This is a genomic window from Streptomyces sp. NPDC021093, assembly GCF_044333135.1.
Lineage (GTDB): Bacteria > Actinomycetota > Actinomycetes > Streptomycetales > Streptomycetaceae > Streptomyces.
On record NZ_JBIRQJ010000011.1, the window covers coordinates 286,150 to 309,792 of the forward strand.

Consider the following 23,643-nt stretch of genomic DNA (forward strand, 5'->3'; position numbering starts at 1 on the left):
CCTGGTTCCTGGGTGGTCAGGCGAGGAACCCCCAGGCGGCCGCTCCCGCCACCGCCGCCCCGTACACCCACACCCCTCCCCGTACTACCCGCTCCCGCACGTCCTCGCGCCACGCCGTACGCGCCGCCATCAGCCACGCCAGCGCGGGCAGCACCAGCACCGCGTGCAGGCTCACCCCGTGCAGCGGCTTCAGTACGGCCGTCGAGGCGTACGCGTCCAGCTGGTGCCCGGTACGGGTCAGGACCACCCCGCGCGCGATCATCACCGCCCCCGACACCAGCCCCACCAGCAGGATCGCGAACCCGGCCCGCAGCGCGAGCGCCATCCCTGCGGGCCCGGCGGGACGCTGCCGGAACGACGCCACGGCCAGCACCGTCAGCAGCACCACCAGCAGCCCGCCGCCCACCGCGAGCGACATCGACACGGCCGAGTCGAAGCTGGTCTCCATGTTGAGGTGCGAGGGGCGGCGGCGCCACGCCTGGAGCGTGATCCCGCCGACCTCCAGTACGCAGTCCGCCGCGAAGAGCCCCAGCACCACGGCCCGCGTCCGCTCCCCGACGCGCAGGTACGACGCCACCCACGCGACCGCGAGCAGCGTCACCCCGAAGGACAGCCCGAACGTCACCGGCTTGCGCCACGACACAGGACCGGTCCACGGCCCGCCGTCCACCGCGAAGACCCCGAGGTGCACGAGCCCTGAGACGACGAGCAGGCCCCCGACCAGGACACAGACCCGCTCGACCGGGCGCAGGGCACGCAGGGCACGGTGGGCGGTCCTGCCGCGGATGCGGTACGCGGGTGCGCGGTTCGTCGTCATGCCGTCCAGTTTCGCGAGCCGCCGCGCCCCCGTCGTCGTACGCCCGGAGGCACCGCACCTGCTCCGCCCGCAGTAGCACTCCCACGCCCGCCGCCGGACGGGGGGACAGCCGTCGCGGCGGGCACCTGGGTGCCCGCCGCGACGCTCAGTGGGGGCGCGCGGTCATCCCTGCGGGGGCCAGGTGAGGACTGCTTCGTTCTGGCCGGTGAGCTTGGCCAGGGGCGCGAACCGGAAGTAGAGGTCGCGCAGCCGGGAGTCGAGCGGGCCCTCGAACTGCTCGGTCTCGCTGAGCGCGCGGGCCGTGGCGACCAGCGCCTCGGTACGCGGCCTGCGCTCGTCCTCGTAACCGCGCAGCGCCGCGACCGGGTCCGCTGTCGCTTTCAGGTGCTGGGCGAGGACGACGGCGTCCTCGATGGCGAGCGCCGCGCCCTGGCCGAGGCTCACCAGCATCGGGTGCGCCGCGTCGCCGAGCAGGGTCGTGCGCCCGGTGCCCCACCGCTGGAGGTACGGGCGGTCCTGGGCGGTGATGCTGACGATCGTCTCCTCGGGGGTGACCCGGATCGCCTCCCGCACCTCGTCGGCCCAGCCGGCGAAGAGACCGGCGACCTTCTCCTTGCCGAGCCGCGGCTTCCCGGTGACCCAGTCGGGGACGTTCTTCGTCGCCCACCAGTACGCGCGGCCGTGGCCGATGTCGGCCAGGCCGAAGCGCTGGCCACGCCCCCAGTAGTGCGCGGCGTAGCCCTTGGTCAGCCGGGGATGGCTGAAGGGCACCGTCGCCAGCCAGCACATGTAGTTGCCCGGCCGCGGCTCGTCGTCGACCGTGGCCACCTGGCGGCGCACCACGGAGTTGAAGCCGTCCGCGCCGATCAGGACGTCGCCCGAGGCCTTCCGGCCGTCCTCGAAGGTCACCTCGACCCCGTCGTCGCCGGAGACGAACTCCTTTGCCGCGGCGTTCAGTTCGATGACGGAGTCGTCTCCGAGCGCGTCCAGGAGCGTCTGCTGGAGGTCGGCCCGGTGGACGGCGTAGTTCGACGCGCCCAGCCGGTCCGCGAGGTCACGGAACGGCAGCGCCCTGATCGTCCGGCCGCGCCTGGTGAGGAACTTCAGCTCGTCGAACATCTCACCGCGCTTGGCCAGGCCCGGGGCGATGTCGATGTCCAGGGTGCGCAGCGCCAGGATCGCGTTGGACATCAGGGAGACCGCCGTGGTCCCGGGGCGCAGCTCGGGAGCCTGCTCGAAGACCTGGACCTCGACACCGGCCCTGCGGAGTGTGGCCGCGGCCGCGAGCCCGCCGATCCCTGCCCCGATGACGAGGGCCTTGCGCGGGGAGTGCTGCGTCATTTTCCGCTCCTGTCGGTCGGCCGCCGGTCGAGGTGGTCGGCCATCGCTTCGACGAATGTTCGGGCGACGTCGTTCACGTGCGGTTCCTCCAGGAGGACCAGGTGGTCGCCGGGGACGTCGACCACCTGGAGCCGTCCTGTGGTCAGGTCGCCCCAGCCGTTGGTGGGGTCCTCGTGCAGGCTCTGCGCGGCTCCGTGCATCGGCTGGAGGATCTCCGGCAGTTCCGAGGTGGCGCGGAGCAGGACCAGGTCCCCGTCGGCAGGTTCCGGCCGGTAGGTGAGGATCGCCTGCCAGTGCGCCTTGAACATCCGGAACAGGCGGCGCACGGTGGTGCGTGAGCTGCCCGCGGGCAGGACGCCCGCCTGTGTGGCGTGTCCGACGATGAAGTCGAACTTCGCCTCGTCGTCCAGGCCTTCCGGCAGCGGGACCACCGGTGCGGTGCCGCCGCGCTCCATCCACAGCAGCTCCCAGAAGAACCACTCAAGGAGCGAGTGGTCGGCGACGTCGGGGCGTTCGCCCTGCTTGACGGCGATCGGGTCGATCAGCACGGTGCCCCGGAGGGCTCCCGGGTCGGTGCTCCGCAGCTGACGCGCCATCTCAAAGGCGACGAAGCCGCCGAACGACCAGCCGCCGATCACGTACGGGCCCTCCGGGCACGCCCGGCGCATCGCCTTCAGATAGCTGTCGGCCAGTTCGGGGACGGAGCTGAGCGGCTCCGTGCCGGGGGCGGTCCCGGCGGCCTGGAGCGCGTACACCGGCTGGTCCTCGGGGAGGTGGCGGGCGAGGCGTACGTAGCACAGCACATGGCCGCCGAGCGGGTGGACCAGGAACAGCGGCGGCTTGCCGCCCCCGGTGCGGATCGGTACGACGGGGTCGAACTCCGCCGCCGACTCCCCGGCCCGCAACCGCTGCGCGAGCCCGGCCACGTTCGGGGCGGCGACGAACGCGGAGAGCGGGACGCTGACGCCGTAGCGCTTCTCGATCGTCATCACCAGCCGCATCGCGGTCAGTGAGGTGCCGCCGATGTCGAAGAAATTGTCCCGCACGCCCACCGTGGGCAGTTCCAGCAGCTCCGCGAGGATGTCCACCAGCGCCCTCTCGTACGCGTCGCCCGGCGGGGTGGCGTCCGCCGTCGGCGCGGCGAGCGGCATGCGGCGCAGCAGGGCGTCGTCCCGCTTGCCGCTGGGCGTCAGCGGCAGGCCAGGCAGCCACTCCAGGTGCGCGGGCATCATGTAGTCCGGCAGCACCGCGCGCAGCCGGGTCCGCACCTCGTCCAGGTCCACGGCCGCCGCGTCTCCGACGAGGAACGCGGCGAGGAACGCGTCGGCGCCCTCCCTGCGCCGGGCCACCACCGCGGCCTCCCGGATGCCGGGCAGCTCCTCGGCGAGCTTGGCGATCGCGATCTCCACCTCGGCGAGCTCGACCCGGAAGCCGCGCACCTTCACCTGGGAGTCGGCACGGCCGAGCCAGACGAGGTTGCCGTCGGGCATGACCCTGGCCAGGTCGCCGGTGCGGTAGAGGCGGGCGCCCGGCTCGCCGGAGGGATGCGGTACGAAGCGCTGCTCGGTCAGGTCGGGCCGGTTGCGGTAACCGTGGGCCAGGCACACCCCGCCGACGTAGACCTCGCCCTTCGCGCCCGGCGGCACCGGCCGCATCAGCCCGTCGAGCAGGTGGATCCCGATCCCGTCGACCGGGACGCCGATGGGCGGCAGGTCGGGGAAGCCGGCCGGGTCGCCGGTCATCGTGTGGTGGGTCAGCAGATGCGTTTCGGTCGGTCCGTACTGGTTCTCCAGTACGGTGCCGGGCAGTGCGGCGCAGAACCGCCGGATCTCGTCGGTGATCCGCAGCTGCTCGCCGGAGGAGATCACGACCCGCAGCGCGCGCGGCCGGATGCCCAGCGCCTGGGAGGTCTCCGCGAGCTGCTGGAGCGCGACACACGGCATGAAGACCCGCTCCACCTCCTCGCGGTCCAGGAGCCGCAGCAGCGCGGGCATGTCGCGTCGCTCGTCCTCGGCGAGCAGCTGGAGGGTGCCGCCGCCGCACAGGGTGGAGTAGATCTCCTGGAACGCCACGTCGAAGCTGAGCGGTGCGAACTGAAGGGTCCTGCCGCCCGCCGCGCCGCTGGCCGAGGGGATCTGCCACTCCATGTAGTTGGCGAGCACCCGGTGCGGGAGTTCGACGCCCTTGGGCTCGCCGCTGGACCCGGAGGTGAACAGCAGGTAGGCGACGGTCTCGCCGGTGATGTCCGGCAGCTCCGGCTGACCCCCGGGCGCCGGCTCTGCGGCGAGCAGGTCGGCGACGTACAACAGCCGGGAGGAGTCCTCGAAGAGGTGCGCGTGCGCCCGGTCCGTGAGGATCCGCAGCGGGTCGGCCTGGGCGACCATCGCCGCGAGCCTGGCCGGGGGATAGCTGACGTCGAGCGGGACGCAGGTGGAGCCTGCCTTCCCGACGCCCAGGACGGTGGCGAGCGTCTCGGGAGAGCGGTCCATGGCGATGCCGACGGTCGAACCCGGCCGGGCTCCGGCCTCGATCAGACCGCGGGCCATCCGGTTCGCGGCCTCGTCGAGCTGGGCGTACGTCCACTGCCGCGAGCCGCAGGAGACGGCCACCGCGTCGGGAGTGCGTGCGACGTGCTCCTCGATCCGCCGGATGACGTTCAGGGGAGCGTCCCCGACGGGGGCGGAGTCGGCCCGCAGTGCCGCTTCGGCCCGAGGATCGCGCAGGAAGGCGAAGTCGGCGTCCGTGTCGGGGTGTTCGGTCATCTGCCGCAGGACGGCGACGTAGGTCTGACCGATGCTCTCCACCTGGGACCGGGAGAAGGTGCGTCCGTCGCAGTCCATGCGCAGCCAGAGGCGTTCGTCGACCGGGTCGACGACCGCGTTGACCAGGAGTTTGAAGTTCGTCTCCTCCCAGGTCCTGAAGTCGGTCAGCGCCATGTCGGTGTTCTCGAAGAGCGAGCTGAGGACGTGCGGGTGGACGTAGTTGAAGGCCGTCTCGAAGACGACGTCGCCGCCGCGGTCCTCCTGGATCGCGCTGAGCGGGTAGCGCCGGTGCGGGTGGCTGTCCTGTTCCTGCTGGTAGACCTCGCGCGCCGCGCCGATCCAGCTGCGCGGCCGGGTGTCGAGGCGCAGTGGCAGTGTCTCCAGGAAGAGTCCGGTGATCCGTTCGGCGTCGGCCTCCTCCGGCCGTCCGCCGGTGACCAGGCCGGTGGTGATGTCCTGTGTGTCGGAGAACAGCCGCAGGGTCAGGCAGTGCGCCGCGAGCAGCAGGGACTTGACGGGCAGGCTGTGGGCGCGCGCCAGGTGGCGCAGCGTGGTGTCGAGGCCGTCCGGCAGTTCCACCCGGTGGACGACGATGCCCTCGTCGCCCGCGGGCTCGTAGGGTCGCAGTCCGTCGATCTGGACCAGTTCGGCGCCGGTGAGCAGCCGTTGCCAGTAGCGCCTGCTGAGGTCGGAGGCGAGGGCCCGCCGTTCCTCGCGCACGTAGAGGGCGGGGGACGGCAGTTGTCCGGACGGGACGGCTTCGACAGGACTGCCGGCGTGGTGGAGGTAGTCCTGGAGCAGTTCGCGGACGAGGGTGGCCACGCTCCAGCCGTCCAGGATCGCGTGGTGGAAGCTGAACACCAGCTCCACGGTGTCGTTGTTCAGGACATGCGCGCGGAAGAGGTAGAGCGGCGGCCGGTCCAGCCGGTACTCGTGGTAGCGCCGCTCCTCGACGTGCCGGTCGATCTCGGCCTGCGCCGCCTCCTCGCCGAGGTCGCGCAGATCCGCGATCTGCAGTCCGCCGTCGGCCTCCCGGTGGACGAGCTGCAGGGGTTCGGAGTAGCCGCCGAGGTCGAACGCGGAGCGCAGGACGGGGTGGCGCAGGACCAGGTCGTCGAAGGCGCGGCGCAGTGCCTCTTCGTTCCAGACCGTGGTGAGGGAGTAGCGGAAGACGTCGTGGTAGACGGCCGTCCGCTCGTGTTCCCGGCTGTGGTAGAGCAGGCCGAGGTGCAGCCGGGTCGCCGGGTAGGCGTCCGCCAGACCGGTCAGGCGTGCGCGGTCGACGCCCGACACCAGCGCGAACGGCTCCAGCGGGGCATCCTGTGCGTCCGGTGACGAGGTGGTCGCGGTGGTGGCGAGCGTCGCCACGGTGGGGTTGCGGACCATGTCGGCCAGGGTGAAGTGGACGCCCGCGCGGCGTGCCTCGGCCTGGATGCGGAGCATCAGGATCGAGTCGCCGCCCAGGGAGTAGTAGTCCTGGTCGACGCCGACCCGGTCGGTTTCGAGTACGGCCGCCCAGGCCGCCGCGATCTTCGCCTCGATCTCGTTGGCCGGTGCCGCGGGCCTGGCCTCCGTCTCCACGGCGGGAGCGGGCAGCGCGCGGCGGTCGGTCTTGCCGTTGGCGGTGAGCGGGATCCGGTCGATCCGTACGAAGAAGGACGGGACCATGAACTCCGGGAGTGAGTCCAGGAGTCGGGCCCTGAGGTCGGCCGGCCGCACGTCCTCGTCCGCGACGTAGTAGCCCACCAGGTGGACTCCGTGGGCCGGTGTGCTCCGGTCCACGACGACCGCGTCCCGGACGCCGGGGAAGGCCGTCAGGCGGCCCCGCACCTCGCCGAGCTCCACCCGGTTTCCGCGGATCTTGACCTGGTCGTCCAGCCGGCCCAGGTATTCGAGGGTGCCGTCCGCGAGCCAGCGCGCCCGGTCCCCGGTCCGGTACAGCCGCCCGCCGGGCGTGAACGGGTCGGCCACGAACACCGCCGCGTCCAGCTCGGGCCGGTCCAGATAGCCGCGGGCCACGCCCGCGCCCGCGATGCACAGCTCACCGGGCACCCCGGCGGGCTGGAGATCGCCGTGCGCCCCGACCACGTACAGCCGGATGTTGTCGATCGGCCGCCCGATCGGCACCCGTCGCACCTCGTCGGCCGGGTCCGCCGGGCAGTCGTAGTACGTGACGTCGACCGTGCCCTCGGTCGGGCCGTAGAGGTTGACCAGCCGTGGCGCAGCGGCGCCGGCCGCCGCGAAGACCTGGTTGAACCGGTTCACCTGGGCGGGCGTCAGCGCCTCACCGCTGCAGAACACCAGACGCAGGGACGCCAGGTCGTCCAGCAGCGCCGGAGTCTCTTCGAGCAGGTCGAGGAAGGGGCCGAGCATCGAGGGCACGAAGTGGGCCACACTCACCCCGTGCGCCTTGACGGTCTTGAGGACGGCCCCCGGATCCCGCTCGCCCCGGGGCGGGAGCAGCGCGACTCCGGCACCGGTGATCGCCCACCAGAACAGCTCCCACACCGAGACGTCGAAGGTCGCCGGTGTCTTCTGGAGCAGCACGTCCCCGACGCCGACCGGATAGCCGCGCTGCATCCACTCCAGCCGGTTCACCACGGAACGGTGCTCGACCTGCACACCCTTGGGCTGCCCCGTGGACCCCGAGGTGTAGATGACGTAGGCGAGATCGTGCGGGCCGCCGACGGGCACGGGCGGCGCGGACGCGGCGAGCGGGGCGGCCGTCAGGTGCCGCACGGGCACGGCGTCGCCGATCAGGGCAGCGGACACGGTAGTGCCCAGCAGCACGGACTTCGTCCCGCTGTCGGCCAGCAGGAACCCGACCCGCTCGGCGGGATGGCTCGGGTCGACCGGTACGTACGCGCCACCGGCCTTGAGCACCCCCAGGACGGCGGCGACCAGTTGCGGGCCGCGCTCGGCCAGCACGGCCACCCGGTCGCCGACGGCCACGCCGTCGCCGCGCAACTCGTGCGCGACATGGTTCGCCCAGGCGTCCAGCTGCGCGAAGGTGAGCGCATCGGCGGGATCGTCCGCGACGACGGCCAACCGGTCGGGTGTCCTGGCCGCCTGCCGTTCGAAGAGCGCATGGACCGTGGTGTCGTGGGAGTACTCGGTCACCGGGCCTGTGCCCGTCGCGATCAGAGCGGCACGCTCGGCGGCACCGACCATGGGGACCTCCGACAGCGGGCGGTCCGCCCGGTCGAGGGTGCCCCGGAGGATCGCCTCGATGTGGGTGGCCACCGACTCGATGGGGAAGTCCGCGTCGAAGACGTCGAGGGCGTGGTCCATGTCGACCAGGACGTCGCTGACGTCGTCCAGCTCGTTGACGACGACCGCCAGTACGTCGTCGTCGTGGGCGCGGGCCTGCACGACGGTTTCGTACGCCACGCCCTGTACGTCGAGCGGGCTCGGCCAGCGCAGATAGGCGATGGTGGTGTCGAACAGCCGCTTGGGGCCGCTGCCTTGGAGCGGCACCGAGCGCAGCAGGTCTCCCACGGAGAACCGCTCGTGGGGTTTGAGCGCCCGGGTCGCGGCCTGCACCCCGGTGACCAGTTCGGTCATCGTGCGCTCCGGGGCCGCAGTCACCCGCAGCGGCAGGGTGTTGGCGAAGTGGCCGACGGTCTCCTTCTGTCCCGCGGTGGGCCGGTTCAGCAGCGGGATGCCCAGAACGACCTCGTCGCTGCCGTGGATCCGGGAGAGGTAGACGGCGAAGGCACTGGCGACGAACGCGAAGACCGAATGCCCGCGGTCACGTATGCGCTCGATGAGAGCGCGCTCGATCAGGAAGCTGTGCCGGGCGCTCCGCCGGGTGCCGGCCGGTGCGGCGCGGCGGAAGAAGGCCGGAGCGACGCCCCGTAACTGCTCCTGGAAGAACTCACGGTCCCGCTCGTGGTCGTCCGAACCCCGGTAGCTGCGCTCCTCCTCGGCGAAGTCCAGGTACGACGGCACGGGCCGGTCGTCGTACTTCCCGGTCCGCCGCACCTGGTCGTACTCGGCGCGGACCTGGGACATGAACAGGTTCAGGCCCCAGGCGTCGGCGACGATGTGATGCACCTTGACGTAGGCGTGGACGACGTCCTCGCGCTCCTTGAGGACCGCGATCGTGAACAACCGGCGGCGCTCCACCTCGAACGGGACGTCGAACGCGTCCTTGATCCAGGTCTCACAGGCCGCACGCGGCGCGGCAGCCGCGGAGAGGTCGACCGTCGGGATGTCGAACGGCTCGTGCTCGGCCCACTGGCTCGGGGTTCCGTCCTCGGGGTCGATCCGGAGCCGGAACGCGTCGTTGCGGTCGGCCGCACGGCGCAGGCACTCCTTGAGCAGGTCGACGTCGACCTCACCGGTGAACCGGTCGGTGATGAAGCAGTTGAACTGCGGGAGATCCGGGAAGAGGGAATTCGCCGCCCAGATGTCCTGCTGATAGGCCGTGAGTGAGTTGCGCCCCCGGAGATTCACGATCGCTCCATTTTCCTCGCCTGTTGCCTTCGATGTCCGAGCCGTGCAACTTCTTCAGCGAGCGCTTTCGGTGTTCTCCGTGTTCTCGGTGTTCGCCGTGTTCGCTGTGTTCTCCGCGTCGATCGTGCTGCCGTGGTACCAGGGGTTTCCGGCCGCCTCGGAGATGAGATTGCGCGACTGCGTCTCCCGCGCCCTGCCGAGATCCAGGGTCAGGTACTGGACGAATTCCAGCGCGGTGAAGTACTGGCGCATGAAGGTCGGTTGGTCGAGTTCGATCTCGGTCACCGTGACGTTCGCGTTCTGCGGGATCGGCGCGGTCAGCAACGACACCAGGTTCCTGCGCTTGGCCCGGGTGTAGTCGTCCTCCTCCGGGTCGGAGAAGATGAGAATGCTGTGCCGGCGCTCGGGATCGGAAAGCGTGGCCACCTCGCTGTGGCAGAACTCGTGGAAGTAGTTCCGCGTCGCGGGCACCATGGCGATCTCGTTGAAGTGCATCTTGGCGAGCTTCAGCAGGCTCTCGTGCCACTTCGGCGAGCCGAGCATGATGATGTTGGCGTTCTCGCTCCGGGCGGCGGCATCGGCCGCCAACTCCCGCAGAGAAGGCGTGAAGTCGGTCTCCAGCGTCTTGGCCAGGGCACGGACCTCCGGGCCGTGATCCGTTTCGAGGAGCCCGAGCTTCAGGAACATGTCGACCAGAATCGAGAAGTACTGACCGACGTGGAACAGCGGGTACTCACGGTCCGGCCTGCTCAGGGTCCAGCGTGCGATGGACACCCCGTGCTCCTCGCCCAGCTCGCCGAGCCGGCCGCCGGAGGTGAGCAGCAGCACCCGGTCGTGCATCGGGCGCAGCGCGTGGAAGGCCCGGACCGGCTCGTTGGAGTGACCGCTGTACGAACTCAGGATGATGAGCGTCCGCTCGTCCTCGATCACCGAGCGCGGGATCAGGTACTCGAAGTCGTAGTCGTTGAAGACATGTACTTCGAGGTCGCTCCTGATCGAGTTGAAGAAGACCTTGATCACGTCCGACACGATGGCCGAGCAGCCCATGCCGCTGAACACGATGCGGGTGAACCGGCCGTCCCACATTTGTTTCACGAGATCTTCCGAGATCCCGGATATGTCGTACTCGTCCGACTTCGTGAAGCCGGTGCGGTACTCCTGCTCCAGGAATTCCTGATAGCGCTCAAGGCGTGATCGCATGGACTTTTCTCTCCTCGTCAATGACTGGTGATGTCAGCGGGCGGTGATTCATGATCTTCAGGAGACTGCCGAATCCCTCACCACATGAACTGGCCGCCGTCCACAATGAGCTTCTGGCCCGTGACGTAGGCGGCACCCTCGCCCACCAGGAATTCCAATGCGTTCGCCATCTCGTCGGTGGCGCCGATCCTGCCCTGCGGAATCTCGTCCAGCAGTGCGGTCAGGTATTCGGGCTCGGCCAGCCGGTAGCGGGTCCGCATCTCTTCCGTGTCGATCATTCCCGGGATGAGGCAGTTCACCCGGATGCTCGGCGCGAGTTCCATGGCCAGACATTTGGTCAGGTGGAGCAGGCCCGCTTTGCTCGAACAGTAATTTGCGCCGTTCAGCCGGGGGCGTATCGCGGTGGTCGAAGCGATGTTGACGATGGAGCCGCCACCGGCCTCCAACATGTGCGGAGCGAAAGCCCGGGTCATGTAGAAGGGCCCCGAGAGATTGGTGTCCAGTACACGGCGCCAGTCCGAGTCGGAGATTTCGAGCACCGGCCGGTCGATGTTCAGTCCGGCATTGTTGACCAGCACCTGCGGAATTCCGTGTCCGGTGCGCACGAGTTCGGCCAGCTGTGCCACGTCGTCGGGGTCCGACACGTCCGACCGGACGACCGAAAGGCCCTTCTTTATCTCCTGCAGGGCCCGGTTCGCGGACTCCTCGTCACTGCGGAACGTCGCGACCACCCGATATCCCATCCGGGTGAGCCGGTGGCTGAATGCGAGCCCGATGCCCTTGGTGCCGCCGGTAACAATGGCCAACTTGTCAGGTGATTTCACTCAAGTTCCGTTTCGTCCAAGAATCGTCCTGCGGCAGCGGCAGGGCATGCCGTGGAGGCGGCCGGTTCACCGTGGAATCGAAGCCCGTCCCCGGCGGTCGGCGACGACCGCGCACACGGGTCGGTCCGCAGGCAGGTTCCGTACCTGCCTGCGGATCGTCAAGGAGCGGTTCCCGCCGGTGCCTGCCGGGTGGGCAGGGTCAGCCGGCCTCGGGCTTGCGGGCGCGGAGGATGACGTCGAACCGCCCGGGGTGCTGGCGGTCCATCGGCTCGAAGCCCGCTTCGGTGTACCACTGCTCGAATTCCCGCGGTGTGTACACGCGGCCTTCGGGCGAGGCGATGGTGTGGACGTACGCCGACATGAACGCGGCGTGGGCGGGGCCGGTCTCGTCGTCGTCCTGGGCGCAGGCGACGATCACCAGGTGACCGCCCGGCTTCAACGCCCGGTAGGTCTTCGCGAAGAGGGAGCGGACCTGCTCGGGGGACCAGATTTCGAGGAAGCGGGAGAACACGACGCAGTCGTGGGAGGACGTGGGGAACTCGTCCTGCATGATGTCGGTGCCGACCGCGCGGACCCGCTCGGACAGACCGGCCTCGGCGATCTGGTCGTTCGCCATCTTCGCCACGTTGGGCAGTTCGAGGATCGTCGCCTGGAGATCGGGCCAACGCCGGGCGAAGCCGATGGCGTTGGTGCCGGTGCCGCCGCCGACGTCCAGGATGTGCTGGTACGACGAGAAGTCCACGGCGTTGACGAAGTCCTCGACCACCGAGCGGCTCTGGTGCTCCATCATGGCGGTGAAGACCTTTTCGAGGTTCTTGTCCTCGCCGAGGAGTTCGTAGAGCGTGGTCGCCGACGACCCGGCGAGCAGCTCGCGGTGCAGCCCCAGGTTGTCGTTCTCCACCAGCGATTCGTAGAGCCAGCCCATCGGCCGGTACAGCATCTCGTGGGTGTAGCGGATGATGACGGGCATGAAGGCGTCCGGATCGCCCGCCAGGAGATCGGTCGCGGCGGAGTTGTGATACCCGTCGCCTTCCTTGCGTACGAGCTCGAACGTGCTGCACCCCAGCAGGAGTACGTGTCCCGCGCGCTTCTCCAGCCCCAGCTCAGCGGTGATCTCGTCGAGGGTGCTGCCCGGCTGTTCCTTGAGCAGCGTGAATAACTTCAGGCGTAACGCGGCATGCAGGAACGGGAACCGGAAGCTGCCGTACACCAGTTTCCACAGCTCGTCCATGGCGGTCGCCGACGGTTTGGTCATGCTGATCCCCTTCGCGGTGTTGCGGGCCTCAGGTGTGCACCATCGGCCGAGTTGTGGTGAAGTCCAGCCAACCTGGGTGGGTCTCTATGCACCAAGAGGCAACAACAAACTCGTGGGTCACACAAGGCCTCTCAGGCCACAGAGGCTCCGTCGATGGCGCGAATCGTGTGGTGGCCCCCTCGACATCCGGTCACTTGGGGCCGCCGGAGCACCGGAGGCGACCGGAAGCCCGTTCGACTACAAGGCCGAAAACGGTCTGTTCGACAGAGGTTCCCGCTTTTTCGCATGCCCATGGGTCCGGCCCCGGCCCCACAGGGCCGGGGCCGGACCCCAGGATTTCCGCAGACCTTCTAGGCCTCGACCACCCGCGTCGAGTCCCGGATCCCGGTATCGGTCATCCGCGTACGTGTGCGGTGGAGCGAGGGGCCACCACCTGGTCGACGATCCCGAACTCCAGGGCCTGGTCGGCGGTGAGGACGTGGTCCCGCTCGACGTCCGCATGGATCTGCGAGACGTCCCGCCCGGTGTGCTTGGCGAGGAACCCCTCGATCAGTTCCCGCTGGCGCTGCACCTCACGGCCCTGGATCTCCAGGTCGGAGATCTGGCCCTGGGTGCCGGGACTGTGCGGCTGCTGGAGGAGGACCCGGGCGCCCGGCAGGGCCAGCCGCTTGCCGGGGGTGCCGGCCGCCAGGATCACGGCGGCCACCGAACTGGCCTGCCCCAGACAGACCGTCTGGATGTCGGGGCGTACGAACTGCATGGTGTCGTACACCGCGGTGAGCGCGGTGAGGCCGCCGCCGGGCGAGTTGATGTACATGGAGATGTCCCGGTCGGGGTCCTGGGACTCCAGGCACAGCAGTTGGGCCATGATGTCGTTCGCCACGACCTCGTCGAGCTCCTGGCCGAGGAAGATCACGCGTTCCTCGAAGAGCTTCGCGTAGGGGTCGTACTCCCTGGTGCCCTGCGACGTGCGTTCCACGAAGCGCGGGACGACATAACGGCTTTCCGGCAGCAGGTTGCCGGAGCCGAACGGGGACGATGCTGAGGTGGGCATGCGCGTGCTCACTGTGTGTGGTCCTCCCGGGGTGGATAGGTGTACTGGTCCGTCGGGAGGAGGACTAGGCCGCCGCGCCCAGGCCCGGGTGATCCGCCGTCGACGTCATGACCTCGTCGATCAGGCCGTACTCCTTGGCCTCCTGGGCGGTGAACCAGCGGTCCCGGTCGGAGTCACGGGTGATCGTCTCGGTGTCCTGGCCGGAGTGCTGCCCGATGAGCTCGGCCATCTCCCGCTTGGTGCGCACCAGTTGGTCCACGTAGATCTTGATGTCCGAGGCCGAGCCGGCGAAGCCCGCCGAGGGCTGGTGCATCAGGATCTTGGTGTGCGGCAGTGCGAAGCGCTTGCCCGGTGTACCGGCGGTGAGGAGGAACTGGCCCATGGAGGCACAGAATCCCATCGCAATGGTCACGACATCGTTCTTGATGTATTGCATGGTGTCGTAGACCGCCATGCCCGCGGTGACCGAACCGCCCGGTGAGTGGATGTACAGGTAAATGTCACGGGTCGGGTCGGTGGCGAGCATCAGCATCTGCGCGGTAATGCGGTTGGCGATGTCGTCGTCGACTTCCTTGCCGAGGAAGATGATGCGGTCGTCGAGAAGGCGGTTGTAGACCGCGTCCACGCCGCCGGCGTCACCGGCACCACGGGCGTAGGGCATCATCTGCCCTGCTTCGAGAGGTAACTGTCGAGGGGTCATGCGATTTACTCCTCTGTCCTTGCGCGGCCCCCTGGAGGGCCCGGACTCCGTCCGTTCAGCCGGTGTCCAACCAGGCGGAGATTCAGGAGAGTTCACTCCTGACCTCATGCATGGCGAAGCTAACACGCAGACCGGTGGGGGCCACGAAGCCGTTCGCTGAGAGCGGAGAGTGCGAGCGACGGTCAAGCGGCGGTCAAGTGGCTTGAAATTGGGCGGTATTGAAGGACGGCGACGGTCAAGAGGGTGGCCGCACTCCAAAGGCGTCCGCAAAGAATCGGCGCAAAGGGAAGCAATGGGCGCTTGAATCCGGCCAGGTGCGAAGTGGCGCTCCCGGCACCGGAGATGGCAGTGCGAGCGGGATCCGGAAGTACGGGCGGCTCCGGGCGGACCGAGGAGAAATTCGGCGCGCTCGATCTGCTTGATCTGCTCGGTCTACTCGGTCTGCTCGATCTGCTCGATGTGTTCGGAATGCGGGAGGGCCGGTGCAGTGGGCCCGCCGGCGGGCCTGGCCGGTCAACCGCGCAGCCGCGCATTGAGCCGGGCGGCCTGTCGCACGAGGTGGTCGCGCTCGGGGATGTTGGGCGCCGACCCGGCGGCCTGGGCGTAGAGCCGTGCCGCGGTCACCGGATCGCCGTCGCGCTCGTGCAGGTACGCCGCGACGGCGGCGTACCGCGGCAGGGCGGGGTCGAGCACCGCCAGGGCGGCAAGACCTGCCCGTGGCCCGTCGGCCTCGCCCACCGCGACGGCCCGGTTGAGGCGGGCCACCGGGCTGTCGGTGAGGCGCACCAGCTCGTCGTACCACTCGACGATCTGCACCCAGTCGGTCTCCTCGGCCGTACGGGCGTCGGCGTGGAGCGCGGCGATGGCCGCCTGGGCCTGGAAATCGCCCAGCCGGTCGCGGGCCAGGGCGGCCTGGAGTACCTCGACGCCCTCGGCGATCAGCCGGGTGTTCCACCGGCCGCGGTCCTGCTCGGCGAGCGGCACGAGCCTGCCGTCGGGGCCGGTCCGTGCCGGGCGCCGCGCGTGGTGCAGCAGCATGAGCGCGAGCAGGCCCGCGACCTCCTCGTGGTCGGTCCTTGCCGCCAGCCGGCGGGTGAGCCGGATCGCCTCGGCGGCGAGGTCGACGTCGCCGGAGTAGCCCTCGTTGAAGACCAGGTAGAGCACGCGCAGCACCGTGGCGACGTTGCCGGTCCTGTCGAACCGGACGCCGGAGACGGTCCGCTTGGCCCTGCTGATCCTTCCCCAAGCTCTCGGCTTCGCTCGAGCAGGGGATACCCCATTGCCATGGTCGCCTCCGGCACGAGGTAGGCCTGCGCGATCTGCCGCGTGGTGAGACCACCGACCGCGCGCAGCGTGAGCGCGACGGCCGAGGCCGGTGTCAGGGACGGGTGCGCGCACAGAAAGTACAGCTGCAGCGTGTCGTCCCCCGCCTCGCCGGGGCCCGGCACCGGCTCGGCCTCGACCAGCTCCTCCCGCCGCCGCCGGGAGGTGTCGGCGCGGACGGCGTCGAGGTACTTGCGCCAGGCCACCGTGATCAGCCAGCCCTTGGGGTCCCGCACGGATTGCCCGCTGTCCGAAGAGCCGGCGGAGGGGTCGTCCGGCCGCCCGCGCACGGCCTCGACCAGGGCGTCCTGCACGGCGTCCTCGGCCGCCGCGAAGTCCGCTCCGCGGCGGACGAGGACACCGATCACCGAGGGCACCAGCTCCCGGAGCAGCGACTCGTTCACCCGGTGGCCGTGGGCTGCTCGCCGTAGAACGGGCGCACTTCGAGCCACTCGTGGATCGGCTTCCCACCCGCGCCCGGGGCCGCGGACAGCTCGCCGGCCAGTTCGAGCGCGCGCTCGTAGGTCTCGACGTCGATCACCATCCAGCCGGCGATCAGGTCCTTGGTCTCCGCGAACGGGCCGTCGGTGACCGGCGGCCGCCCCTCGCCGTCGTAGCGGACGAACGTGCCCTGAGGGGAGAGCGCCTGAGCGTCGACGAACTCGCCGGTGCCTTCGAGCCGAGCGGCGAAATCGCGCATGTACTGCATGTGGGCCGAGACCTCCTCGGGCTCCCACTGGTCCATCGGCGCGTCGTTCACCGGTGCCGGAGCGCCGCGGTAGTGCTTCAGCAGCAGGTACTTGGCCATGATGCTCTCCTTGGTGAGATGCGGCCCATTGTGGCCGCCTTCGCCCCTGGGACGGAGCCGGGTACGGGATCTCGACATCCCCTCGCGAAATTCTTCTGCCGGACTTCAAACAGCCCATCGGGCCGGGCTCGGATCTTCCAGGGCTTTGCATAAAACTACGCCTATACGTATAGTCATGCCATCGACGAGGAGGGTTCGATGGTGGTACGTGCAGCAGTGGCTGGTGCGAGCGGATATGCGGGCGGGGAACTGCTGCGCCTTCTCCTCGCCCACCCCGAGGTGGAGATCGGCGCCCTGACCGGGCACTCCAACGCAGGTCAGACGCTCGGTGCGGTACAGCCCCACCTCGGTCCGCTCGCGGACCGGATCCTGGAGCCGACCACCCCCGAGGTGCTTGCCGGCCACGATGTCGTCTTTCTGGCGCTGCCGCACGGCCAGTCCGCCGCGGTGGCCGAGCAGCTCGGCGACGAGGTCCTGGTCGTCGACATGGGGGCCGACTTCCGGCTCGCCGACGCCGCCGACTGGGAGCGGTTCTACGGTTCGCCGCACGCCGGTACCTGGCCGTACGGACTTCCCGAACTGCCGGGCGCACGTGCCGCGTTGGCGGGTACCAAGCGCATCGCGGTGCCCGGCTGCTACCCGACGGCCGTCACCCTCGGTCTCTTCCCCGCGTACGCGGCGGGGCTGGCCGAGCCGGAGGCCGTGATCGTCGCCGCGTCCGGCACCTCCGGCGCGGGCAAGGCGGCCAAGCCGCACCTGCTCGGCTCCGAGGTCATGGGCTCCATGTCCCCGTACGGAGTGGGCGGCGGTCACCGGCACACGCCCGAGATGATCCAGAACCTCAGCGCGGTCGCGGGGGAGCGGGTCACCGTCTCCTTCACGCCGACGCTGGCGCCGATGCCGCGCGGCATCCTCGCCACCAGCAGCGCGAAGGCGAAGCCGGGAGTGGGCGCCGAGGACGTACGGACCGCGTACGAGAAGGCCTACGCGGCCGAGCCGTTCGTCACGCTGCTCCCCGAGGGGCAGTGGCCCGCCACCGCCTCCGTGTACGGCTCCAACGCCGTCCGCATCCAGGTCGCGTACGACGCCGCCGCACACCGCATCGTCGTCGTCAGCGCCATCGACAACCTCGCCAAGGGCACCGCCGGCGGCGCGGTACAGAGCATGAACATCGCCCTCGGACTCGACGAGTCCACAGGCCTCACCACGATCGGAGTGGCACCGTGAGCGTCACGGCAGCACAGGGATTCACGGCGGCGGGCATCGCCGCCGGGATCAAGGCGAACGGCAACCCGGACCTGGCCCTCGTGGTCAACACCGGACCGCGCCGAGCCGCCGCGGGCGTCTTCACCTCCAACCGCGTCAAGGCCGCCCCGGTCCTCTGGTCCGAGCAGGTCGTCAAGAGCGGCGAGATCTCCGCCGTCGTCCTCAACTCCGGCGGCGCCAACGCCTGTACGGGACCGAAGGGCTTCCAGGACACCCACGCCACCGCCGAGAAGGCGGGAGAGGTGCTGGAGATCGGCGCGGGCGAGGTCGCCGTCGCGTCGACCGGCCTCATCGGCGTACTGCTCCCCATGGACAAGCTGCTCCCCGGCATCGAGAAGGCCGCCACCGAGCTGTCCGTGCACGGCGGGGAGAAGGCCGCCATCGCCATCAAGACCACGGACTCCGTCCACAAGACGGCGGTGGTGGACGGCGGCGGCTGGACCGTCGGCGGCATGGCCAAGGGCGCGGGCATGCTCGCCCCCGGCCTCGCCACCATGCTGGTCGTCCTCACCACCGACGCCGACCTCGAAGCCGCCGTGCTCGACCGGGCGCTGCGCGACGCGACCCGGCAGACCTTCGACCGGGTCGACTCCGACGGCTGCATGTCCACCAACGACACCGTGCTGCTGCTCGCCTCGGGGGCTGCTCAAGTCGCCCCGGAGTACGACGCGTTCGCGGCCGCGGTACGTACCGTCTGCGACGACCTCGCCCGGCAGCTGATCGGCGACGCCGAGGGGGCCAGCAAGGACATCCGGATCGAGGTGATCAACGCGGCGACCGAGGACGACGCCGTCGAGGTGGGCCGGTCCATCGCCCGCAACAACCTCCTCAAGTGCGCCCTGCACGGCGAGGACCCCAACTGGGGCCGGGTGCTCTCCGCCATCGGCACCACGAAGGCCGCCTTCGACCCGGACGCGCTCAACGTCGCCATCAACGGCGTCTGGGTCTGCAAGAAGGGCTCCGTCGGCGACGACCGCGACCTGGTCGACATGCGCTACCGGGAGATCAAGATCACCGCCGACCTCTCCGAGGGCTCCGAGTCCGCCGTGATCTGGGCGAACGACCTCACCGCCGACTACGTCCACGAGAACAGCGCGTACTCCTCATGAGCAGCGACCCGAGCAGCGACCCGAGCAGCGCCGCGAGCGCCGCGTCGACCGCCGAATCGAGCGCGGGCACGACCGCCGCCACAGCCACCGGCGCGACCGCCGACACCGCCACGGGCACGACCGCCGACGCACCGGCGCACCCCACCGCCCGCAAGCACACCGCCCTCCCCAAGGCGCAGATCCTCATCGAGGCCCTGCCCTGGCTGACCCGTCACCAGGGCAAGACCGTCGTCATCAAGTTCGGCGGCAACGCCATGGTCGACGAGGACCTGAAGGCGGCCTTCGCCCAGGACGTCGTCTTCCTGCACCACGCCGGCCTCAAGCCGGTCGTCGTGCACGGCGGCGGCCCGCAGATCAGCAGGCAGCTCGACGCCGCGGGCATCGTCAGCGAGTTCAAGGCCGGGCTGCGGGTCACCACGCCGGAGGCGATGGACGTCGTACGGATGGTCCTGGCCGGCCAGGTGCAGCGCGAGCTCGTCGGCCTGCTCAACCAGCACGGCCCGCTCGCCGTCGGCCTGACCGGCGAGGACGCGCACACCATCACCGCCACCCAGCACTTCCCGCAGATCGACGGCGAGTCGGTCGACATCGGCCGGGTCGGCGAAATCACCGCGATCGACACGGGCGCCATCGAAGCGCTCCTCGCCGACGGCCGCATCCCGGTCGTCTCCTCGATCGCCCGCTCCCAGGACGACGGACATGTCTACAACGTCAATGCTGATACGGCGGCTGCGGCGCTCGCTGCGGCGCTGGACGCCGAAACGCTGATGGTCCTCACCGACGTCGAGGGCCTCTACGAGGACTGGCCGAACAGCGACGACGTCATCAGCCGCCTCACCGCCACCGAGCTGGAGAAGCTCCTGCCCGAGCTGGCCAGCGGCATGGTCCCCAAGATGCAGGGCTGTCTGCACGCCGTACGCAACGGCGTCACCACGGCCCGCGTGATCGACGGGCGGGTCCAGCACTCGATCCTGCTGGAGATCTTCACGGACGAGGGAATCGGCACGATGGTCGTGCCCGACGCGCAGGACACACAGGGGGAGTCATGAGCAACGCGGAACTCACCGGGCGCTGGCAGAGCGCCCTGGCCAACAACTACGGCACCCCGGAGCTCGCCCTGGTCCGCGGCGAGGGTTCCCGCCTCTGGGACGCCGACGGCAAGGAATACGCCGATTTCGTCGGCGGCATCGCGGTCAACGCCCTCGGCCACGCCCACCCCGCGATCGTCGAGGCCGTGTCCCGCCAGGTCGCCGCGCTCGGCCACGTCTCCAACCTCTTCGTCGCGGAGCCGCCCGTCGCGCTCGCCGAGCGGCTGATCGAGGCCTCCGGGCGTCCCGGCCGCGTCTACTTCTGCAACTCGGGCGCCGAGGCCAACGAGGCCGCCTTCAAGATCGGCCGGCTCACCGGACGCACCCACATGGTCGCCACGACCGGCGGATTCCACGGCCGCACCATGGGCGCCCTCGCCCTCACAGGCCAGCAGGGCAAGCGCGAGCCGTTCCTGCCGCTCCCCGGCGACGTCACGCACGTACCGTACGGAGACGTGGAAGCGCTGCGCGCGGCGGTCACGGAGGACACCGCGCTGCTGGTCATCGAGCCCGTCCAGGGCGAGATCGGCGTCGTCGTGCCGCCGCCCGGCTACCTCTTGGCGGCCCGCGAGATCACACGTGCCACCGGTACGCTCCTGGTCCTCGACGAGGTGCAGACCGGGACCGGACGTACCGGACACTTCTTCGCCCACCAGGCCGAGGAGGGCATCGACCCGGACGTCGTCACGCTCGCCAAGGGCATCGGCGGCGGCCTCCCGCTGGGCGCGACGATCGCCTACGGCCCGGCCGCCGACCTCCTGCAGCCCGGCCACCACGGCTCCACCTTCGGCGGCAACCCCGTCGCGTGCGCCGCCGGAATCGCCGTTGTGGACACCATCGCCAGTGCCGGGCTGCTCGACGAAACCAAGCGCAAGGGCGAGAAACTGCGGGACGGAATCCAGTCACTCGGACACCCGCTGGTCTCCCACGTCCGGGGTGCGGGCCTGCTCCTGGGTATCGTCTTGTCCGAGTCCCTCGCTCCCCAGGTGCAGCAGGCGGCTCAGGATGCCGGTTTCCTGGTGAACGCGCCCGCCCCCGATGTCGTACGGCTGATGCCTGCTCTGACCATCGGGGACGACGTGCTGGACGCCTTCCTCCAGACCCTCCCCGGCATCCTCGACGAGGCGTACGCCGCAGCACACGGGGACCAACGATCCGGAGAATGACGACGATGACCGAGGCGCAGGCGCGGGACAACGAGCACGGCAACGGCGGGCCCGCGGTACCCCAGACCCGGACCGCACGCCACCGCCGGATCGTGGACATCCTGAACCGGCAGCCGGTGCGCTCGCAGAGCCAGCTCGCCAAGCTCCTCAGCGACGACGGGCTGAGCGTCACCCAGGCGACGCTCAGCCGCGACCTCGACGAGCTCGGCGCGGTCAAGATCCGCAACACCGGCGGCGAGCTGATCTACGCGGTGCCCAGCGAGGGCGGCTACCGCACCCCGCAGGCACCGCTCGGCGAGTCGGCCAAGGAGGAGCGGATGCGCCGCCTCTCGGCGGAGCTGCTGATCTCCGCCGAGGCATCGGCCAACCTGGTCGTCCTGCGCACTCCGCCGGGCGCCGCCCAGTTCCTGGCCTCCGCCATCGACCAGGCGGAACTGCGCGCGATCCTCGGCACGATCGCGGGCGACGACACCCTGATGCTGATCAGCCGCGACCCGGCGGGCGGCCAGGCCCTGGCCGACCACTTGTTGCGGCTGGCGCAGAAGGAACGCTGAGCGGTCCGCCGGACCTGCCACCGGTCCGCCGGACCTGCCGCCGGGTGCCGTCGGCCCGCTGCGGCTCCGTCGCGGCCGGTCGCGCCCACGTGGCGGAGCCGCACATCCAGTACGGCCCCGCGCCCCTAGTGGTGCTTGCGGTGGGACATCCAGGCGGCGACCAGCGCGCCCGACACGTTGTGCCAGACCGAGAAGACCGCGGACGGCAGCGCGGCCAGCGGGCTGAAGTGGGCGGTGGCCAGGGAGGCGGCGAGGCCCGAGTTCTGCATGCCGACCTCGAAGGCCATCGCCCGGCTCGCGGGCCGCCCGAGCCGGGCCAGCTTCCCGGCCCCGTACCCGAGCGCGAGTCCGAGCCCGTTGTGCAGGACGACCGCGACGAAGACGAGCAGCGCGGCCGACTTGATCGCGGCGGCGCTCCCCGCCACCACGACCGCCACGATCACGGCGATGGTCACCGCCGACAGCCACGGCAGCGCGTCGAGCACCCGGTCCACGTACCGCCCGGCCACCAGCCGCACCAGCAGTCCCGCGATCACCGGCAGCAGCACGGTCTTGAGGATGTCCTCGACCATCGACCCGGCGTCCACGGGCAGGTACTCGCCCGCGAGGAGCAGCGTCAACGGCGGCGTGACCAGCGGTGCGAGGACCGTGGACACGGTCGCCACGGACACCGAGAGCGCCACGTCGCCCCGGGCCAGGTACGTCACCACGTTCGACGCGGTGCCGCTGGGCGCACAGCCGACCAGGATCACCCCGGCCGCGAGCTGCGGCGGCAGGTCCAGTGCGTGCGCGATGAGCCAGCCGAGCCCCGGCATGATCACGTAGTGCGCCCCGAGCCCGAGCGCCACCGCCCACGGCCGCTTCGCGACCCCCTTGAAGTCCAGCGGGGTCATCGTCAGCCCCATGCAGAACATGACGATGCCGAGCAGGTACGGCACGGAGGTCTTCCAGTCGGCGAAGGTGCCCGGGGTGACGAGCCCCAGCACCCCCGCCACGAGGACCAGTACGGGGAAGACCGTGACGGCCCGGCGGGCGGCCCGATCGCTGTCGTTCTTGCTGGTCGGAGCTATGCCGGACGGGGATTCGGATTCGGTGTGCACGCGGTGATGCAACGCCCCGGCGGGCGTACCGCGCAACACCGTCTCGGTATGTGGTCGCTACACGCAGCGGCGGGCGGAGGCTTCCGCCGCGGCCTCAGTAGCGAGTGATCGCCGTCGCCCCGCCGACGGTCCCGATCGCGAGGTGAGGCCGCCGCCGCGGCTCGGCCCACCGCAGGATCTCCCGCATGGCGTCCCTGGGCACGGACACGCAACCGGCCGTCGCGCCCTTCCCGTTGACGTGCAGGAAGATGCCCGCGCCGCGCCCTCGTACCGGCTTCGTGTAGTTGAAACCGACGAGCAGCGCGTGCGCGTACTGCGTTCCGTACTCGTCGAGCTTCTCGGCCTCGCCGGGGCGGCAGTCCTTCGGCAGCCCCTCCACCCACCGGTTGTACGAGAGCGACCGATTGTCCTGGCACCACCAGGACTTCGGCCCGATCCGCCGGTACACGACCTCCGTGCCCTCCGGCGCGGCCTCGGTCCCGAATCCGTAGGGCAGGTCGTAGAGACCGGTCGGCGTGGTGTTCGTGCTCTGCACCCGTACGGCGCCCTCCACGAGCCCCTTCGCCCCGAACCGCGCCGGAGCCCGCCCCGCCTCGGCCCACCGCCCGCCCCGCCGGTCCCACCAGGTCACCGTGCCCGTGGTCGCCCGGGTGCCGGCCGCGACGGCGGTGACGAGCTGGCGCCCGCCGCCGGTGTCGGCCATCCGCTCGGGCAACGGGACCTGCCGACCTCCGTCCGGCAGGGCGAGGACGGCGATCAGGACGGCGGAACCGGCGGCGGTGCGCAGCAAGGTCATCCCCCGACATTAGGAGACGGGT

The 23,643-nt window shown here is 70.3% G+C and carries 16 protein-coding genes and 1 pseudogene; 5 read left to right on the forward strand and 12 right to left on the reverse strand.

The features are described 5' to 3' along the window. Positions 1-16: 16 nt before the first annotated feature. From ACH4SP_RS32545 to ACH4SP_RS32590, 10 genes and pseudogenes are all read right to left on the reverse strand, one after another. The gene (locus ACH4SP_RS32545; RefSeq protein ID WP_398420220.1) at positions 17-817 is read right to left on the reverse strand and encodes a hypothetical protein; all 801 of its coding nucleotides are present in this window, start codon (positions 815-817) and stop codon (positions 17-19) included. Between the two features lie 162 nt (positions 818-979). Beyond that, the gene (locus ACH4SP_RS32550) at positions 980-2,158 is read right to left on the reverse strand and encodes an FAD-dependent monooxygenase (protein ID WP_398420222.1); all 1,179 of its coding nucleotides are present in this window, start codon (positions 2,156-2,158) and stop codon (positions 980-982) included. After that, the gene (locus ACH4SP_RS32555; protein ID WP_398420224.1) at positions 2,155-9,378 is read right to left on the reverse strand and encodes an amino acid adenylation domain-containing protein; all 7,224 of its coding nucleotides are present in this window, start codon (positions 9,376-9,378) and stop codon (positions 2,155-2,157) included. The genes ACH4SP_RS32550 and ACH4SP_RS32555 overlap by 4 nt, the downstream gene beginning before the upstream one ends. 54 nt (positions 9,379-9,432) lie before the next feature. After that, positions 9,433-10,578: an SIS domain-containing protein gene (locus ACH4SP_RS32560; protein WP_398420226.1), complete on the reverse strand. Its 1,146-nt coding sequence runs from the start codon at positions 10,576-10,578 to the stop codon at positions 9,433-9,435. A gap of 77 nt (positions 10,579-10,655) precedes the next feature. Then, positions 10,656-11,384 carry an SDR family NAD(P)-dependent oxidoreductase gene (locus tag ACH4SP_RS32565; RefSeq protein WP_398420228.1) on the reverse strand — a complete coding sequence of 243 codons (729 nt, stop codon included), beginning with the start codon at positions 11,382-11,384 and terminating at the stop codon, positions 10,656-10,658. Positions 11,385-11,601: 217 nt separating this feature from the next. Then, entirely contained in the window at positions 11,602-12,657 is a 1,056-nt protein-coding gene (locus ACH4SP_RS32570; RefSeq protein WP_398420230.1) for a methyltransferase, read from the reverse strand. 394 nt (positions 12,658-13,051) lie between these two features. Then, positions 13,052-13,711, reverse strand: a complete 660-nt coding sequence (locus tag ACH4SP_RS32575) for an ATP-dependent Clp protease proteolytic subunit (protein ID WP_398420232.1) — start codon at positions 13,709-13,711, stop codon at positions 13,052-13,054. A gap of 64 nt (positions 13,712-13,775) precedes the next feature. Then, positions 13,776-14,372: an ATP-dependent Clp protease proteolytic subunit gene (locus tag ACH4SP_RS32580; RefSeq protein ID WP_398420322.1), complete on the reverse strand. Its 597-nt coding sequence runs from the start codon at positions 14,370-14,372 to the stop codon at positions 13,776-13,778. Positions 14,373-14,924: 552 nt separating this feature from the next. Beyond that, positions 14,925-16,138, reverse strand: a pseudogene (locus tag ACH4SP_RS32585) (RNA polymerase sigma factor). After that, entirely contained in the window at positions 16,135-16,542 is a 408-nt protein-coding gene (locus tag ACH4SP_RS32590; protein WP_398420234.1) for a YciI family protein, read from the reverse strand. Before ACH4SP_RS32590 ends, ACH4SP_RS32585 begins: the two are co-directional and overlap by 4 nt. A gap of 198 nt (positions 16,543-16,740) precedes the next feature. Here ACH4SP_RS32590 and argC point away from each other — a divergent pair, with 198 nt between their 5' ends. Genes argC through ACH4SP_RS32615 form a run of 5 tightly spaced genes read left to right on the forward strand, consistent with a single transcriptional unit; the run spans position 16,741 to position 21,725 of the window. Beyond that, on the forward strand, positions 16,741-17,769 hold the full coding sequence (gene argC, locus ACH4SP_RS32595; RefSeq protein WP_398420236.1) for an N-acetyl-gamma-glutamyl-phosphate reductase: 1,029 nt from the start codon (positions 16,741-16,743) through the stop codon (positions 17,767-17,769). Continuing rightward, the gene (argJ, locus tag ACH4SP_RS32600) at positions 17,766-18,917 is read left to right on the forward strand and encodes a bifunctional glutamate N-acetyltransferase/amino-acid acetyltransferase ArgJ (protein ID WP_398420238.1); all 1,152 of its coding nucleotides are present in this window, start codon (positions 17,766-17,768) and stop codon (positions 18,915-18,917) included. The genes argC and argJ overlap by 4 nt, the downstream gene beginning before the upstream one ends. Then, a complete protein-coding gene (argB, locus tag ACH4SP_RS32605) occupies positions 18,914-19,966 on the forward strand; it encodes an acetylglutamate kinase (RefSeq protein ID WP_398420239.1) in 1,053 nt (350 codons plus the stop codon). The genes argJ and argB overlap by 4 nt, the downstream gene beginning before the upstream one ends. Then, positions 19,963-21,171 (forward strand): acetylornithine transaminase, encoded by a 1,209-nt coding sequence (locus ACH4SP_RS32610; RefSeq protein WP_398420241.1) that lies wholly within the window; start codon positions 19,963-19,965, stop codon positions 21,169-21,171. Before argB ends, ACH4SP_RS32610 begins: the two co-directional genes overlap by 4 nt. A 5-nt stretch (positions 21,172-21,176) precedes the next feature. Next, the gene (locus ACH4SP_RS32615) at positions 21,177-21,725 is read left to right on the forward strand and encodes an arginine repressor (protein WP_398420324.1); all 549 of its coding nucleotides are present in this window, start codon (positions 21,177-21,179) and stop codon (positions 21,723-21,725) included. Positions 21,726-21,850: 125 nt separating this feature from the next. On the opposite strand, the gene ACH4SP_RS32620 is transcribed toward ACH4SP_RS32615, so the two are convergent. After that, on the reverse strand, positions 21,851-22,825 hold the full coding sequence (locus ACH4SP_RS32620) for a bile acid:sodium symporter family protein (protein ID WP_398420243.1): 975 nt from the start codon (positions 22,823-22,825) through the stop codon (positions 21,851-21,853). A gap of 94 nt (positions 22,826-22,919) precedes the next feature. Next, entirely contained in the window at positions 22,920-23,621 is a 702-nt protein-coding gene (locus ACH4SP_RS32625; RefSeq protein ID WP_398420245.1) for a L,D-transpeptidase, read from the reverse strand. Between the last annotated feature and the right edge of the window lie 22 nt (positions 23,622-23,643).

Bases quoted from the DNA above. Each gene is read 5' to 3' on its own strand.
- ACH4SP_RS32575 (WP_398420232.1), bottom strand. From the start codon at position 13,711: ATGCCCACCTCAGCATCGTCCCCGTTCGGCTCCGGCAACCTGCTGCCG.
- ACH4SP_RS32580 (WP_398420322.1), bottom strand. From the start codon at position 14,372: ATGCCCTACGCCCGTGGTGCCGGTGACGCCGGCGGCGTGGACGCGGTC.
- ACH4SP_RS32590 (WP_398420234.1), bottom strand. From the start codon at position 16,542: ATGGCCAAGTACCTGCTGCTGAAGCACTACCGCGGCGCTCCGGCACCG.
- ACH4SP_RS32560 (WP_398420226.1), bottom strand. From the start codon at position 10,578: ATGCGATCACGCCTTGAGCGCTATCAGGAATTCCTGGAGCAGGAGTAC.
- ACH4SP_RS32570 (WP_398420230.1), bottom strand. From the start codon at position 12,657: ATGACCAAACCGTCGGCGACCGCCATGGACGAGCTGTGGAAACTGGTG.
- argB (WP_398420239.1), top strand. From the start codon at position 18,914: ATGAGCAGCGACCCGAGCAGCGACCCGAGCAGCGCCGCGAGCGCCGCG.
- argC (WP_398420236.1), top strand. From the start codon at position 16,741: ATGGTGGTACGTGCAGCAGTGGCTGGTGCGAGCGGATATGCGGGCGGG.
- ACH4SP_RS32545 (WP_398420220.1), bottom strand. From the start codon at position 817: ATGACGACGAACCGCGCACCCGCGTACCGCATCCGCGGCAGGACCGCC.
- ACH4SP_RS32610 (WP_398420241.1), top strand. From the start codon at position 19,963: ATGAGCAACGCGGAACTCACCGGGCGCTGGCAGAGCGCCCTGGCCAAC.
- ACH4SP_RS32550 (WP_398420222.1), bottom strand. From the start codon at position 2,158: ATGACGCAGCACTCCCCGCGCAAGGCCCTCGTCATCGGGGCAGGGATC.
- ACH4SP_RS32615 (WP_398420324.1), top strand. From the start codon at position 21,177: ATGACCGAGGCGCAGGCGCGGGACAACGAGCACGGCAACGGCGGGCCC.
- ACH4SP_RS32625 (WP_398420245.1), bottom strand. From the start codon at position 23,621: ATGACCTTGCTGCGCACCGCCGCCGGTTCCGCCGTCCTGATCGCCGTC.